The organism is Variovorax sp. Root473 (genome assembly GCF_001426505.1).
In the GTDB taxonomy this organism is placed as follows: domain Bacteria; phylum Pseudomonadota; class Gammaproteobacteria; order Burkholderiales; family Burkholderiaceae_C; genus Variovorax.
The window spans coordinates 180851-196065 of the sequence record NZ_LMEV01000017.1 but is presented as its reverse complement, the minus strand read 5'-3'; the positions used below and the strand labels follow the sequence as shown (position 1 = coordinate 196065).

Here is a 15215-nt window from a genome sequence, read left to right as displayed (position 1 = left end):
CCGCCCCCAGGGCTCTGAGCGCCAATGTTTGCGCCAGTGGTACCTTCGCCCCCCATGCCCCTGTTCGACTATTCGCTGCTGCTCACCGGCCAGTACCACGACATGCTGGTCGCGGGCCTGTGGCTGTCGCTGCAGCTGCTCGCGGTCTCGCTCGTCTTTGCGCTGCCGCTGGCGCTGGTGGTGGCGCTGCTGCGGCTCTCGCCGCTGGCGCCGCTGCGCTGGCTCGGCTTTGCGTACGTGGAGTCGATCCGCAACATCCCGCTGCTGGCCCACATGCTGTTCTGGTATTTCGGCGCACCCGAGCTGCTGCCCGAAGGCCTCAAGACCTGGCTCTACGAAGGCCACATCGAGGCCTACAGCGCGATCGTGGCACTGTCGCTGTACACGGCGGCCTTCATGGCCGAGGACATCCGCAGCGGCATCCGCTCGATCCCCGCCGTGCAGTTCGAGGCCGGCCGCGCGCTGGGCTTCAGCTTCCTGGCCACCATGCGCCGCGTGGTGCTGCCGCAGGCGCTGCGCGTGACGGTACCGCCGCTCATCTCGCAGACGCTGAGCCTGTGGAAGAACACCTCCATCGCCACCGTGATCGGCGTGGCCGAGCTGATGTACCAGGCCGGACAGGTCGAGAGCGCGACCTTCCGCAGCTTCGAGTCGTTCGCGTTCGCGAGTGCGGCGTACCTGACCGTGTCGCTGGCCATCACGGGACTCGCGACCTGGTACCACCACCGGTTCCCGGTGCGGACGATCTGAAGGCGGTGCGCTGATGCTCGAAATCATCAACGACTACTGGGTCTACTTCCTCATCGGCCAGTACCCCAACGGCCCGCTCGGCGGGCTGGTGCTCACGCTGCTGCTGGCCTCGTGCGGGCTGGTGCTCGCGCTGCCGCTGGGCATCGTGCTCGGCCTGGCGCGCGTGAGCCCGTGGCGCTGCGTGCGCTGGCCCGTCACGGCGCTGGTGTTCGTGGTGCGCGGACTGCCGCTCCTGATGGTGATCTTCTGGGCCTACTTCTTCCTGCCCAGCGTCACGGGCGTGAAGACCGACCAGTTCACCACGATGCTGATCGCGCTCGTGATCTTCGACGCCGCCTACCTTGCCGAGATCGTGCGCGCCGGCATCCAGGGCCTGCCGCGCGGGCAGATGGAGACCGCGCGCGCGCTCGGCCTGAGCTACTTCGGCGCGATGCGCCTCGTGGTGCTGCCCCAGGCGCTGCGCAGCATGCTGCCCTCGCTGGTGAACCAGTTCGTCTCGACCATCAAGGAGACCTCGCTGGGCTACATCATCGGGCTGGCCGAGGTGTCGTTCATTGCCACGCAGATCAACACGCAGGTGTTCACCAAGCCGGCGCAGATCTACCTGATCCTGGGCCTGACCTACTTCATCCTGTGCTTCGGCCTCTCGCGCTTCGCCTACTGGCTGGAGCGCCGGCTCGCGCGCCGCGGCCTTCCCGCCGCCACCCTCAAGGTGCCCGCATGATCGAACTCGAAAAAGTCAACAAGTGGTACGGCAGCTACCACGCGCTGGTCGACGTGACCGAGACCATCCACAAGGGCGAGGTGGTCGTGGTGTGCGGGCCCTCGGGCTCGGGCAAGTCGACGCTGATCCGCACCTTCAACCGGCTGGAGCCGATCCAGTCGGGCCGCATCACGCTCGACGGGCAGGACATCCACGCGCCGGGCCTGGACGTGAACGCGTTCCGCTCGCGCATCGGCTTCGTGTTCCAGCAGTTCAACCTGTTCCCGCACCTCAGCGTTCTGCAGAACTGCACCATGGCGCCGATGCAACTGCACGGCCTCTCGCGCAAGGAGGCCGACGCGCGCGCGATGGCGCTGCTGCAGCGTGTGGGCCTCGCGAACAAGGCCAATGCCTGGCCCGGCGAGCTGTCGGGCGGCCAGCAGCAGCGCGTGGCCATTGCGCGCGCGCTCGCCATGAAGCCGCCGCTGATGCTGTTCGACGAGCCCACCAGCGCGCTCGACCCCGAGATGGTCGGCGAGGTGCTGCTGGTGATGCGCGACCTCACGCGCGACGGCATGACCATGGTGTGCGTGACGCACGAGATGGGCTTTGCGCGCGAGGTGGCCGACCGCGTGCTCTTCATGGACCAGGGCCAGGTGCTCGAACGCGCCACGCCCGACGATTTCTTCAACCGCCCGCAGCACCCGCGCGCGCAGCAGTTTTTGTCCGACATCCGTTCGCCTTTTTCGAGAGACGCATGACCGACTCCTCCCTCCCCCTCATCGACGTCGCCCCGCTGGTGGCCGGCACGCCCGAACGCGAACGCGTGGCGGCGCAGATCGGCGACGCCTGCCGCGCGCACGGCTTCTTCTACGTCACGGGCCACGGTGTCGACCCAGCACTGATCCAGCGGCTCGAAGACCTGAGCCACCAGTTCTTCGACCTGCCCGAAGCAACCAAGATGCAATGGCGCATGGCCCTGGGCGGCCGCGCCTGGCGCGGCTACTTCCCGCGTGGCGGCGAGCTGACCTCGGGCCGGCCCGACTGGAAGGAAGGCCTCTACCTGGGCACCGAGCTGCCCGCCGACCACCCGCTGGTGCAGGCGAAGACGCCGGTGCACGGGCCGAATCTCTTTCCCGACGTGCCGGGCTTTCGCGCGACCATCCTCGCGTACATGGACACCGTCACGCAGCTGGGCCACCGGCTCATGGAAGGCATCGCGCTGAGCCTCGGCCTGCCCGCGAGCTACTTCGCGCAGCGCTACACGGCCGACCCGCTGATCCTGTTTCGCCTCTTCAACTACCCGACGCAGGCCGTGCCCGAGGGGCTGGACGTGCAATGGGGCGTGGGCGAGCACACCGACTACGGCCTGCTCACGATCCTGCATCAGGACACCGTGGGCGGCCTCGCGGTGCACACGCCGGGCGGCTGGATCGACGCGCCGCCGGTGCCCGGCGCCTTCGTCTGCAACATCGGCGACATGCTCGACCGCATGACCGGCGGGCTCTACAAGTCGACGCCGCACCGCGTGAAGCGCAACACCTCGGGCCGCGACCGGCTCTCGTTCCCGCTGTTCTTCGACCCGAATTTCGAAGCCCGCGTGCAGCGCATCGAGGGCCTGGCGGGTGCCGAAGCGCTCGACGACAGCGCCGAGCGCTGGGACCGTGCCAACGTGCACGCCTTCAGCGGCCGCTACGGCGACTACCTGCTGGCCAAGGTGTCGAAGGTGTTTCCGCAGCTGCGGGACGAAGTGCTCTGACCTGAACGCGGGCGCTGGCCCGTCAGGGAAACCAGCGCGTCACGTGCGGCACGGCATCGTGCAACGAATCGAGCACATGAAAAGCCTGCGCGACGATCGCCTCGGGCGGGTGCTTGAGGTCGGGCACCACCACCACGCGCATGCCGGCGGCCAGCGCGGCTTTGGCGCCGTTCTCGCTGTCTTCGAAAGCGACGCAATCGGCAGGGTCCACGCCCAGGCGCTCGGCCGCGAGCCGGTACAGCGCCGGGTCGGGCTTGGCACGCTCGACCTCGTCGCCGCCCGCGAAGGCCTCGAAATGATGGAGCACGTCGAGGCTGCCCAGGCAGGCGGCGATCTGCCCCCGCGTGGACGACGAGGCCACGGCGCAGCGCGTGCCGCGTGCGCGCAAGGCGGTGAGCAGCTCGGCCGCGCCGGGCTTGATGGGAAAGAGCGGCCGGACGTCGCCTGCGAGGCGTTCCAGCTGCAGCGCGGCGGTCACCTGCGTGGCCGCGTGCTGGTAGGCGGCCGCGCCGCCGAGCAGCGCGGCAAGGATCTCTTTGGACTCGACCATGGCCAGCCCCACGCATTGGAGGTACTGGGCGTGCGAAAGCTCGACATCGAGCGTGCGGGCCGCGGCGATCCAGGCGGCCATGATGGGGCGCTCCGAATCGATCAGCAGCCCATCCATGTCAAAAATGGCGGCGGTGAACATCGAGGCGAATCCTAAGCGAGCGACGCAGCGGCCATGAAAAAAGGGGCCCTCGGCCCCTTTTTTGAAAACACGGCGGCAACGCCGGTCAGTCCCGCGCCAGCGCCCGGTTCAGCCCCAGCGCCGCCAGCGTGCCGAGCGCGCCCGACAGCAGGTAGACGCTCACGAAGGCCAGGCCGAAGTGCGCCGACAGGCCCAGTGCGACCAGCGGGGCAAAGGCCGCGCCGATGAGCCAGGCCAGGTCCGCCGTGAGGGCCGCGCCGGTGTAGCGGTACCTGGCTTCGAAGTTCGAGGTCACGGCACCGGCCGCCTGGCCGTACGACAGGCCCAGCAGCGCGAAGCCCAGCACGATGAAGATGTCCTGGCCGATGCGTCCGCCGTCGAGCAGCGTGGGCGCGAAGCCGCTGAACACGGCGATCATCGCGGCCAGCCCGCCGAGCGTGAAGCGACGGCCGATGCGGTCGGCGATCAGGCCCGAGGCCACGATGCCGATGGCGCCGAACACCGCGCCGACCATCTGCACGATGAGGAACTCGGTGATCGACTGGTCGGAGTACAGCGAGATCCACGACAGCGGGAACACCGTGATCAGGTGGAACAGCGCGTAGCTGGCCAGCGCGGCGAACGCGCCGATCAGCAGGTTGGCGCCCTGCGAACGGGTCAGCTCAACCACGCTGGTGGGCTGCAACTCGCGCTCTTCGAGCAGGCGCGAGTAGTCGTCGGTGGCCACCAGGCGCAGGCGCGCGAACAGCGCCACCACGTTGATGGCGAAAGCCACGTAGAAGGTATAGCGCCAGCCCCAGTCGAGGAAGTCGGCCAGCGGCAGGCTGGAGTACAGGTACGCGAACAACGCGCTGGCCACGAAGAAGCCCAGCGGCGCGCCCAACTGGCCCAGCATGGCGTACCAGCCGCGCTTGTTGGGCGGTGCGTTCAGCGCCAGCAGCGACGGCAGGCCGTCCCACGAGCCGCCCAGCGCCAGGCCCTGGGCAAAGCGGAACACCGACAGCAGCACGATGGCCGTGAAGCCGATGCTTGCGTAGCCCGGCAGGAAAGCGATGCCGGCGGTGGAGGTGCCCAGCAGGAACAGCGCCATCGTGAGCTTGGTCTCGCGCCCGAAGCGCCGCTGGATCGCCATCGAGATCACGGTGCCGAAAGGGCGCGCGATGAAGGCGAACGAGAAGATCACGAAAGCCCACAGCACGCCTTCCAGGCGCTGCTCGAACGGGAAGAACACCGCCGGGAACACCAGCACCGAGGCGATGCCGTAGACGAAGAAGTCGAAATACTCGGAGGCGCGGCCGATGATCACGCCGACCGCGATCTCGCCCGGTGCGATGTGCGAATGGTCGGCGTCTGCGGCGCGGACGCCGCCTTCGGGCGTGTGCGACCCAGGCTGGGCGCCTTGTGGACTGATGCTGGACGTCGTCATCTTGCTGGCTGTAATTCAGGCGTCACGCCGGAGCGCGACACAGAGGGGAATTCTGGACACGCTGTAGCGTCTCACCGATTTGCGTTTACCGCCATAGGACAAAACGTCCAATAGGCGAAATCCCTCGGGCGGCGTAGATTGCAGGGTCATTTTGGCGCGGCCCTCGCACTCTCCTCTCCCGGCATGCACATCCTCAAGACCCTTCGCCGAGCGCTCCTGCTGCTCTCCGCCATCTTCCTGGCGGGCTGCAACACAGTGCTGTTGAACCCCTCCGGCGACATCGCCAACCAGCAGGGGCGCCTCATCGTCGTCTCGACGGTGCTGATGCTGATCATCATCATCCCGGTGATCGCGCTGACCATCTTCTTCGCCTGGCGCTATCGCCAGTCGAACAAGGAAGCCACCTACAGCCCCGACTGGGACCACTCCACGCAGCTCGAGCTGGCGATCTGGGCCGCGCCGCTGCTGATCATCATCGCGCTGGGCGCGATCACCTGGATCAGCACGCACACGCTGGACCCGTACCGCCCGCTGAGCCGCCTGGACGCGCAGCGCCCCATTCCCGCCGAAACCAAGCCCCTGGTGGTCGAGGTGGTGGCGCTGGACTGGAAGTGGCTCTTCATCTACCCCGAGCAGGGCATCGCCACGGTGAACGAACTGGCCGCCCCGGTGGACCGCCCGATCAGCTTCAAGATCACGGCCTCGTCGGTCATGAACTCCTTCTTCATTCCCGCGCTGGCCGGCCAGATCTACGCCATGCCGGGCATGGAGACCAAGCTGCACGCGGTGATCAACAAGCCAGGCGAGTTCGAAGGCTTCTCCGCCAACTACAGCGGCGCGGGCTTCTCGGGCATGCGCTTCAAGTTCCACGGACTGAGCCATGACGGCTTCGACCAGTGGGTGGCCAAGGTCAAGACCGGCAAAGAGGGCGAACTGACCCGCGAGCAATACAAGAAGCTCGAAGTGCCGAGCGAGCGCGAGCCCGTGCGCCACTACGCCGCGGTCGACCCGGCCCTGTACGACGCCATCCTGAACCTGTGCGTCGACCGCAACAAGATGTGCATGAAGGAAATGATGGCCATCGACGCCGACGGCGGCCTGGGCAAGCCCGGCGCGTTCAACGTCGCCACCAAGCTGGCCTGGCAGGCCGATTCCCTCGACACGCCCAAGCGCAAGTACGTCACCGCGATGTGCACCACCGAAGACTAAGAAGATGCTGCAGAACCTAGACCTGACGAAGCTCGTCTTCGGCCGCCTCTCCTGGGAGGCGATTCCCCTTCACGAGCCGATCCTGCTCGTGACCTTCGCGGCCGTGATCCTGGGCGGCCTGGCGCTGCTGGGCGCGGTGACCTACTTCAAGCTGTGGGGCACCTTGTGGCGCGACTGGATCACCAGCATCGACCACAAGAAGATCGGCATCATGTACATCATCCTGGGCCTGGTGATGCTGCTGCGCGGCTTCGCCGACGCACTGATGATGCGGGCCCAGCAAGCCGTCGCCTTCGGCGACAACGCGGGCTTCTTGCCGCCGCACCACTACGACCAGATCTTCACCGCCCACGGCGTGATCATGATCTTCTTCGTGGCGATGCCGCTGGTCACGGGCCTCATGAACTTCGTGGTGCCGCTGCAGATCGGCGCGCGCGACGTGGCCTTCCCGTTCCTGAACAACTTCAGCTTCTGGATGACCTCCTTCGGCGCCGGCCTCGTGATGGCCTCGCTGTTCGTGGGCGAATTCGCCAAGACCGGCTGGCTGGCGTACCCGCCGCTGTCGGGCATCCTGTTCAGCCCTGACGTGGGGGTCGACTACTACATCTGGTCCTTGCAGATCGCGGGGGTGGGCACATTGCTCTCGGGCGTGAACCTGCTGGCCACCATCGTGAAGATGCGCGCGCCCGGCATGACCATGATGAAGATGCCCGTCTTCACGTGGACGGCTCTCTGCACCAACGTGCTGATCGTCGCTGCCTTCCCGGTGCTCACGGCCGTGCTGGCCCTGCTGTCGCTGGACCGTTATGTCGGCACCAACTTCTTCACGAACGACATGGGCGGCAACGCCATGATGTACGTGAACCTGATCTGGATCTGGGGCCACCCCGAGGTGTACATCCTGATCCTGCCGGCCTTCGGCATCTTCTCGGAAGTGGTCTCCACCTTCTCGGGCAAGCGCCTGTTCGGCTACGCCTCGATGGTGTACGCCACGGTCGTGATCACGATCCTGTCGTACCTCGTGTGGCTGCACCACTTCTTCACCATGGGCTCCGGCGCCAGCGTGAACTCGTTCTTCGGGATCACGACGATGATCATCTCGATCCCGACCGGGGCGAAGATCTTCAACTGGCTCTTCACCATGTACCGCGGCCGCATCCGTTTCGAGCTGCCCATGATGTGGACCATCGGCTTCATGATCACCTTCGTGATCGGCGGCATGACCGGCGTGCTGCTGGCCGTTCCCCCGGCCGACTTCGTGCTGCACAACAGCCTGTTCCTGATCGCCCACTTCCACAACGTGATCATCGGCGGCGTGCTGTTCGGCATGCTGGCGGGCATCACCTACTGGTTCCCGAAGGCCTTCGGCTACAAGCTCGACCCGTTCTGGGGCAAGTGCTCGTTCTGGTTCTGGATCGTCGGCTTCTGGATGGCCTTCATGCCGCTGTACATCCTGGGCCTTATGGGCGTCACGCGCCGCATGAGCCACTTCCAGGACATGTCGCTGCAGATCTGGTTCCAGGTCGCCGCCTTTGGTGCCGTGCTGATCGCGCTGGGCATCGCTTCGTTCCTGATCCAGCTGGTGGTGAGCTTCATTCGCCGCGAGTCGCTGCGTGACACCACGGGCGACCCGTGGAACGGCCGCACGCTGGAGTGGTCGACCTCGTCGCCGCCGCCGGCCTACAACTTCGCGTTCACGCCGCGCGTGCATGACAACGACGCCTGGACCGACATGAAGGCCCGCGGCTACCAGCGTCCGCTGGACGGCTTCAGCCCCGTGCACATGCCCAAGAACACGGCCGCCGGCTTCATCATCGCGGCACTGAGCGCGGTGTGCGGCTTTGCGCTGATCTGGCAGATGTGGCTCGTGGCCGGCATCGGCTTCGTGGCCATGCTGGTCGCGATCATCGTCCACACCTTCAACTACAAGCGCGACTACTACATCCCCGCAGAAGAAGTCGTGCGCACCGAAGCCGAACGCACCCGCCTGCTGGCTGCCGCCCATGTCTGATACCACCGCTCTCTCCCCCCCCCCGGGCGTGCACGTGCACGCCTACAGCGACCTGACGGGCAAGCCGCCGGTGTTCGAGCTGTTCCACGTTCGCAACGAGGACCACCACCCCGAGAACGGCACGCTGCTGGGCTTCTGGCTCTACCTGATGAGCGACTGCCTCATCTTTGCCTGCCTGTTCGCGGTGTACGGCGTGCTGGGCCGCAGCTACGCGGCCGGCCCCTCGGGCGCCGACCTGTTCGACCTGCCGCTGGTGGCGATGAACACGTCGCTGCTGCTGCTGTCGTCGATCACCTACGGCTTCGCGATGCTCGAGATGCAGCGCAAGCGCATGGGCGGCGTGCTGCTGTGGCTGGGCATCACCGGCCTGCTGGGCCTGGGCTTCATCGGCCTGGAGCTGTACGAATTCGCGCATCTGCTGCATGAAGGCGCCGGCCCGCAGCGCAGCGCGTTCCTGTCGTCGTTCTTCGCGCTGGTGGGCACGCACGGCCTGCACGTGAGCTTCGGCATCATCTGGCTCGTCGTGCTGATGTTCCAGCTGCCCAAGCATGGCTTCACCGCCGCCAACCGCCGCCGCCTGATGTGCCTGTCGATGTTCTGGCACTTCCTGGACGTCGTGTGGATCGGCGTCTTCACTTTCGTCTACCTCATGGGATCGATGGCATGAGCGCCCCCGCACACACCGCCGCGCACGACCACGGCGCACACGACAGTCACGGCCACGGCGACCACCACGACGACGGCCCCGTGAGCCACAGCACCTTCAAGGGCTACATGACCGGCTTCGTGCTGGCGGTGGTCCTGACCGCGATCCCGTTCTGGCTCGTGATGGGCAAGGTGATCCCCAACCCGAGCACCACCGCCCTCGTCATCCTCGGCTTTGCCGTGGTGCAGATCGTGGTCCACATGGTGTACTTCCTGCACATGGACGCCAAGTCCGAAGGCGGCTGGAACATGCTGGCGCTGATCTTCACGCTGGTGCTCGTGGTCATCACGCTGGCCGGGTCGCTGTGGGTCATGTATCACATGAACACCAACATGATGCCGGCCATGGTCCACGACATGAAGAACATGCCCTGATGGCCCCGGCCGCCCGCCCGCGCTCCGTTGTCACGCGTGCGGCGCTGGCGGTCTGCGCCCTCCTGGCCTTTGCCGGCTTTCTTGCGCTCGGCACCTGGCAGGTCGAGCGCAGGGCCTGGAAGCTCGATCTCATCGCCCGCGTCGACCAGCGCGTGCACGCCCCGGCCACCGACGCGCCGGTGCGATCCGAATGGCCCACGGTCAACGCGGCCAACGACGAATACAGGCACGTGCGCCTTCGCGGCACGTTCCTCCATGACAAGGAAGCGCTGGTGCAGGCCAGTACCCGGCTCGGCGCCGGCTTCTGGGTGCTGACGCCGCTGCGCACCGCCGACGGCAGCGTCGTGCTCGTCAACCGCGGCTTCGTGCCGCCCGAGGCGCGCCAGCGCACGACCCGCACCGCCCCCGAGCCCCAGGGCGACACCACCGTGGCCGGCCTGCTGCGTCTCACCGAGCCCAAGGGCGGCTTCCTGCGCACGAACGACCCCACGGCCGACCGCTGGTTCTCCCGCGACGTGCAGGCCATTGCCGCCGCGCGCGGCCTGGCCGACGTGGCGCCCTACTTTGTCGATGCCGAGGCCGGGCCCGCGCCGGCGCAGGCCGCGCCCACGTGGCCGGCAGGCGGCCTGACCGTCATTGCCTTTCCCAACAGCCACCTCGTCTACGCCCTCACCTGGTACGGGCTGGCGCTGATGGTGCTCGGCGCCGCGTGGTTCGTGTGGCGCGACGACCGGCGCCGGCGGGCAGCATCCGGCGACAGCGGCGAAAATGCACTGCATGCCGACGCCGCACGCCCCGATCACGCCGGTCCCGCCGATGTCCGCCGCGACTGACAAGCTCGTCGCGGTCGCCGGCGAGCTGCACGCCCCGCGCGCGGGCGTCGCGAGCCTGGACAACGTCATCGGCCACCAGAACATGCAGCAGCTAATCCAGCTGCGCTGGTTCGCCGTGGTCGGACAGGTGGCCACCATCCTCGTGGTGCACTACGGCTTCGGCATCCGCCTGCCGCTGAACCACATGCTGCAGGTGCTCACCTGCCTGGCGCTGCTCAACATGGTGAGCCTGCTGCGCCTGCGCATCCATGGCCGCGTGACCAACGAAGAGCTGTTCGTGGCGCTGCTGGTCGACGTGGCCACGCTCACGGCCCAGCTGTACCTCAGCGGCGGCGCCACCAACCCCTTCGTCTTCCTGTACCTGCTGCAGGTGATCCTGGGCGCGGTGCTGCTCAAGGCCTGGTCGACCTGGACCATCGTGGTCATCACCGGCCTGTGCTTCGCGGGCCTGGCGCTGTTCTCGCGCCCGCTGCCGCTGCCGCTGGACCACGACCGCGGCCTGTGGAGCCCCTACGTGCAGGGCATGCTGGTGTGCTTCGCGCTCAACGCGGCGCTGCTGGTGGTCTTCATCACGCGCATCAGCCGCAACCTGCGCGTGCGCGACGCGCGGCTGGCCGACCTGCGCCAGCGCGCCTCCGAAGAAGAACACATCGTGCGCATGGGCCTGCTGGCCTCGGGCGCGGCGCACGAACTGGGCACGCCGCTGGCCACGCTGGCCGTGATCCTGGGCGACTGGCGCCGGCTGCCGCACTTCAGCTCCGACCCCGAACTGCTGCAGGAAGTGTCCGAGATGGAAGTGCAGATCCAGCGCTGCAAGAGCATCGTGAGCGGCATCCTGCTGTCGGCCGGCGAGACGCGTGGCGAGTCGTCCGAAGAGACCACCGTGCGCACCTTCCTGGACGACCTCGTCGAAGAGTGGCGCACCACGCGCCCGGTCGAGGAGTTCGACTACGAGAACCTGTTCGGGCAAGACCTGCCCATGGTTTCCGACTCGGCGATCAAGCAGATGGTGTGCAACGTGCTCGACAACGCGCTCGAGGCCTCGCCGCACTGGCTGCGCCTGGAAGCCACGCACGACGCCGACGCGCTCACCATCACCGTCACCGACGCGGGCCCCGGCTTCATGCCGGCCATCCTCGCGGAATTCGGCAAGCCCTACCAATCGAGCAAGGGCCGGCCCGGCGGCGGACTGGGCCTGTTCCTGGTCGTGAACGTGGCGCGCACGCTCGGCGGACGCGTGTCCGTGCGCAACCGCCCCGAGGGCGGCGCCATCGTGACCATCACGCTGCCGCTGGCGGCCATCGTGCTCGAAGAGGACGAGGAAGAAACCGCCCTCGCCGACCACGCCACCCCCAAGGCCACCAGCCCATGACGCCCACACCCGACACCGCCGAGGTCCGCCAGCTGCTGATCGTCGAGGACGACGAGGCCTTCGCGCGCACGCTCGCCCGCTCCTTCGAGCGGCGCGGCTACGTGGCGGTGCATGCGCGCAACCTCGAGGAAGTGGAAGCGCTGCTCGAGGAAGGCGACGGCCCGTCGCCCGGCTACGCGGTGGTCGACCTGAAGCTCAACGGCGAAGCCTCGGGCCTGGCCTGCGTGCAGATCCTGCACCGGCACGACGCCGAGATGCTGATCGTGGTGCTCACCGGCTTCGCAAGCATTGCCACCGCCGTCGAGGCCATCAAGCTCGGCGCCTGCCACTACCTGGCCAAGCCCTCGAACACTGACGACATCGAGGCCGCCTTCGGCCGCGCTGCCGGTACCACCGAGGTCGAACTGACCAACCGCTCGACCTCGATCAAGACGCTGGAGTGGGAGCGCATCCACGAAACGTTGGCCGAGACCGGCTTCAACATCTCGGAAACCGCGCGTCGACTCGGCATGCATCGGCGCACTTTGGCACGCAAGCTCGGTAAACAGCAGGTCAAGTAACATGATCTGCCGGTTTCGCGTATTTGCGGAACCAAACCCGACCCTGAAGGCTCTGTTCCTGATGCCGACCCGCCCGCCGCTGCAGCTGCAGCCTGCCCTTTCCGCCGATCCGAAGAGAAAGCCCGCTTCCGCCGCGCGCGACCAGACCGCGATGGAAGAACTCTTCAACGCCCTGAGCCACGGCCTGGGCCTGCTGCTGGCGATCGCCTCGCTGCCGATCCTGGTCTACAGCGCCGCCCAGAAGGGGCAGGCCGCGGCGGTGGTGGGCGCGTCGCTCTTCGCGGGCACCGCCATCGCGCTGTACCTGATCTCCACGCTGTACCACGCGCTGCCGAGCGGCCGTGCCAAGGCCTGGTTCAACCGGCTCGATCACGCGGCCATCTACCTGTTCATTGCAGGCAGCTACATGCCCTTTTTGTTCGGCGTGCTGCGCGGGCCCTGGGGCTGGACGCTGTTCGGCGCCATCACCGCCGCCGCCGTGCTGGGCGTGGGCGCCAAGCTGTTCAACCGCCTGCAGCATCCGCTGTGGTCCACCGGCCTGTACGTGGCGATGGGCTGGATGGCGCTGATGGCGGCGGTGCCGCTGTACGAGCGCATGTCATCGGCCGGCCTGGCCTGGCTGGTGGCCGGCGGGCTGTTCTACACGGCCGGGGCCGTGGTGTTCCTGTTCGACAACAAGGTGCGCTACGCGCATTCGGTGTGGCACCTCTTCGTGCTCGCCGGCAGCACCTGCCACTTCTTCGCCGTGCTCTGGCATTCACACGGGTAACACCCTCAGGCTGCGCGCACTTCGTGTCGCTTCTCCCACCCCCTTGCAGGGGGCAACGCCTGTGGCCCGGCAAAGCCGGTTCCACGGCATTTCCCGAAGGGAAACGCGCCCCTTCAATAGTGCGGGGGAAGTTCGTCGCGCAGGTTGCGCGCGCCCCCGTCCTGCCCTGCGTTCTGGCTCTGCAGCCGCAGCTGCGCGACCTGCAGGATCAGGCTGTCGATCTGCTGCTGTTGCCGGTAGATCGTCATGTTCAGCTGCTCGAGCAGGTCTTCGGCATAGCTCGACTTGATCTCGAGGTCGTTCAGGCGCTCTGTCACGCCGTTCAGTGAATGTTCCATGGGGCTATTGGACAGGAAGATCCACCGGCTTTCCGTGCGCTTGGCCTCAGGCCGCCGGTGTACGGGCCGGACCGTACACCGCCTGCAGTGGGCGTTCGTGGACGTTGCGGATGAGCACATGTTCACCGCGACCGTCGACGAAGAAAAGAAAGACCATCGCTCGCCGCGCCGCTGAGCGGCAAGCGGAGTCGGTACGTCAGGCCGCGAGCGCGAGGTCGGGGCCTTCGACCGGTTGCAGTGGCGCGGGCACGGCCGTGCGGCCCCAGAGCGCCGCCAACACGTCCAGCGGGAACAGCGTGCGCCCATCCTCCGGCGTCGCGGCGCGCACTTTGGTGCCCGCCACGTCGTCGATGTGGGCCGCGCGCACGGCGTCGGGCCGGTGCGCCGGCACCATGAACGGCGAATGCGTCGTGTAGAGGATCTGGTGACCGAAGTCGTTCTCCAGGTGCGCGAGCAGATCGGCCTGCGAACGCGCATGCAGGTGCAGCCCCGGCTCGTCGAGCAGCAGCACGACCTCACCGGATGCAACGCCCCGGGTGCCCGCGAAGAACGCGATGTAGAACGAGAAGAACCATTGGAAGCCGCGGCTGCGCTCGTTCAGGTTCACTTCGACTTCGTAGGCACCGTTGGGGTCCGACACCAGCGTCTCCAGGTGCTGCCCGTCGAGGTTGAAGCGGATCTTGAGCGGGCGGTCCTTCCACAGCCGGCGGATCTCGGCGGTCACGACGGCACCCGCCCGGTTCACCAGCTGGTTGCGCGTCGCCAGGTCGTTCTTCGCCAGCAGGTTCTGCAGCTGCTGCGGGTCGAGCCCCGCCACCTGGCACAGCTTCTCGAAATTGCGCTCGCCCGCCGTGCGCTCGCCCCAGCCCTTGCGCGTGAGGTACTCGGTGATGTTCTGGCGGCCGGGCAGCGAGGCGTAGTCCTCGACGTAGATGAAGCGCGGCAGTTTCTCGAGCACCCAGGCGTGGGCGCGGGCCAGCGCGGGCTGATCGTTGTCGATCGTGCGTGCCAGCTCCTCGAGCTCGGTCAGCATCTGCGCCTGCTTGTCGGCGATTTCCGCGCCGGCCGTGGCCAGTGCCTGGCGCAGCGCCTGCAGCGCGAGCAGCGCGCCGGCCGACCACCTGACGAAGTCGGGGCTGGGGATCATGGCCGCGTCGAAGGCGTCGGCCTCCTGTTCAAGCGGGGCCTTCAGCTCGTCGGTGACCTTCTCGGCCGCGGCCTTCACGGCGGGCACGATCTTGCGGACCTTGGCCTTGATGTCGCTCACGTCGATCGACAGTGGGCCCAGCCCTTCGAAACCGGTCGTGCGCGTGGCGCCGTAGCCGCGGCTGGCCGTGACCTGGCGCACGCCTGCCGCGCGCGGCAGGATGGCGGCGAGCGCCAGCTGTTCAGAGGCGTCCAGGTCCCAGCGCGTGTGCACGACGGGAGTGTCGTCGGTGCATTCGTCCAGGCGACGGTGCCGCGGGAAGTCCTTGATGGGGCTGAGTGCCGTGAGCCCGTCGGTCGGGTTCAGGCTGTGCAACGCGCGCAGCAGGTTCGATTTGCCGCTGTCATTTCGGCCGAGGATCGCCGTGATCTGAGAGGAATCGATGGAGCCGCTGTCGTGGATCGAGCGATAGTTGGTGATCTGGAATGACGCCAAGCGCATGCAGGAATTTCTCTTCTGAATTGAATACGGGGCCGGGGAATGTATTGCATCCCCGGCCCCCTCTTG

General features: G+C 67.3%; 16 protein-coding genes. 12 read left to right on the top strand and 4 right to left on the bottom strand.

All coding sequences use genetic code 11. The annotated features are described in order from the left end of the window. Positions 1 to 54: 54 nt before the first annotated feature. The 4 genes from ASD34_RS14180 to ASD34_RS14165 are packed head-to-tail and all read left to right on the top strand — an operon-like array spanning position 55 to position 3212. The gene (locus tag ASD34_RS14180) at positions 55 to 750 is read left to right on the top strand and encodes an amino acid ABC transporter permease (RefSeq protein ID WP_056578440.1); all 696 of its coding nucleotides are present in this window, start codon (positions 55 to 57) and stop codon (positions 748 to 750) included. 13 nt (positions 751 to 763) lie between these two features. After that, entirely contained in the window at positions 764 to 1474 is a 711-nt protein-coding gene (locus ASD34_RS14175) for an amino acid ABC transporter permease (protein WP_056578437.1), read from the top strand. Beyond that, positions 1471 to 2214, top strand: a complete 744-nt coding sequence (locus ASD34_RS14170; RefSeq protein ID WP_056578433.1) for an amino acid ABC transporter ATP-binding protein — start codon at positions 1471 to 1473, stop codon at positions 2212 to 2214. The genes ASD34_RS14175 and ASD34_RS14170 overlap by 4 nt, the downstream gene beginning before the upstream one ends. Next, entirely contained in the window at positions 2211 to 3212 is a 1002-nt protein-coding gene (locus tag ASD34_RS14165; protein WP_056578430.1) for an isopenicillin N synthase family dioxygenase, read from the top strand. The genes ASD34_RS14170 and ASD34_RS14165 overlap by 4 nt, the downstream gene beginning before the upstream one ends. Before the next feature lie 22 nt (positions 3213 to 3234). Here ASD34_RS14165 and ASD34_RS14160 read toward each other — a convergent pair whose 3' ends face one another. Both ASD34_RS14160 and ASD34_RS14155 read right to left on the bottom strand, forming a co-directional pair. Next, positions 3235 to 3903: an HAD family hydrolase gene (locus ASD34_RS14160; protein WP_056578428.1), complete on the bottom strand. Its 669-nt coding sequence runs from the start codon at positions 3901 to 3903 to the stop codon at positions 3235 to 3237. Positions 3904 to 3988: 85 nt separating this feature from the next. Continuing rightward, entirely contained in the window at positions 3989 to 5329 is a 1341-nt protein-coding gene (locus ASD34_RS14155) for an MFS transporter (protein WP_056578425.1), read from the bottom strand. Between the two features lie 183 nt (positions 5330 to 5512). Here ASD34_RS14155 and cyoA point away from each other — a divergent pair, with 183 nt between their 5' ends. The 8 genes from cyoA (at position 5513) to trhA (ending at position 13163) form a co-directional block, all read left to right on the top strand. Then, the gene (gene cyoA / locus ASD34_RS14150; protein ID WP_056578423.1) at positions 5513 to 6538 is read left to right on the top strand and encodes a ubiquinol oxidase subunit II; all 1026 of its coding nucleotides are present in this window, start codon (positions 5513 to 5515) and stop codon (positions 6536 to 6538) included. A 4-nt stretch (positions 6539 to 6542) separates the two neighbouring features. Next, on the top strand, positions 6543 to 8549 hold the full coding sequence (gene cyoB / locus ASD34_RS14145) for a cytochrome o ubiquinol oxidase subunit I (protein ID WP_056578420.1): 2007 nt from the start codon (positions 6543 to 6545) through the stop codon (positions 8547 to 8549). Then, the gene (gene cyoC, locus ASD34_RS14140) at positions 8542 to 9216 is read left to right on the top strand and encodes a cytochrome o ubiquinol oxidase subunit III (RefSeq protein ID WP_056578417.1); all 675 of its coding nucleotides are present in this window, start codon (positions 8542 to 8544) and stop codon (positions 9214 to 9216) included. The genes cyoB and cyoC overlap by 8 nt, the downstream gene beginning before the upstream one ends. Further along, positions 9213 to 9629 carry a cytochrome o ubiquinol oxidase subunit IV gene (gene cyoD, locus ASD34_RS14135; RefSeq protein ID WP_056578415.1) on the top strand — a complete coding sequence of 139 codons (417 nt, stop codon included), beginning with the start codon at positions 9213 to 9215 and terminating at the stop codon, positions 9627 to 9629. Before cyoC ends, cyoD begins: the two co-directional genes overlap by 4 nt. Beyond that, entirely contained in the window at positions 9629 to 10462 is an 834-nt protein-coding gene (locus ASD34_RS14130; RefSeq protein ID WP_056578413.1) for an SURF1 family protein, read from the top strand. The genes cyoD and ASD34_RS14130 overlap by 1 nt, the downstream gene beginning before the upstream one ends. Beyond that, the gene (locus ASD34_RS14125; protein WP_056582341.1) at positions 10446 to 11834 is read left to right on the top strand and encodes an ATP-binding protein; all 1389 of its coding nucleotides are present in this window, start codon (positions 10446 to 10448) and stop codon (positions 11832 to 11834) included. Before ASD34_RS14130 ends, ASD34_RS14125 begins: the two co-directional genes overlap by 17 nt. Next, positions 11831 to 12394: a response regulator transcription factor gene (locus tag ASD34_RS14120; protein WP_056578411.1), complete on the top strand. Its 564-nt coding sequence runs from the start codon at positions 11831 to 11833 to the stop codon at positions 12392 to 12394. Before ASD34_RS14125 ends, ASD34_RS14120 begins: the two co-directional genes overlap by 4 nt. 151 nt (positions 12395 to 12545) lie before the next feature. Beyond that, positions 12546 to 13163: a PAQR family membrane homeostasis protein TrhA gene (gene trhA / locus ASD34_RS14115; RefSeq protein WP_056582340.1), complete on the top strand. Its 618-nt coding sequence runs from the start codon at positions 12546 to 12548 to the stop codon at positions 13161 to 13163. 113 nt (positions 13164 to 13276) lie between these two features. On the opposite strand, the gene ASD34_RS14110 is transcribed toward trhA, so the two are convergent. Both ASD34_RS14110 and ASD34_RS14105 read right to left on the bottom strand, forming a co-directional pair. Continuing rightward, on the bottom strand, positions 13277 to 13501 hold the full coding sequence (locus ASD34_RS14110; protein WP_056578409.1) for a SlyX family protein: 225 nt from the start codon (positions 13499 to 13501) through the stop codon (positions 13277 to 13279). 196 nt (positions 13502 to 13697) lie between these two features. After that, a complete protein-coding gene (locus ASD34_RS14105; protein ID WP_056578408.1) occupies positions 13698 to 15149 on the bottom strand; it encodes an AAA family ATPase in 1452 nt (483 codons plus the stop codon). Positions 15150 to 15215 lie beyond the last annotated feature (66 nt).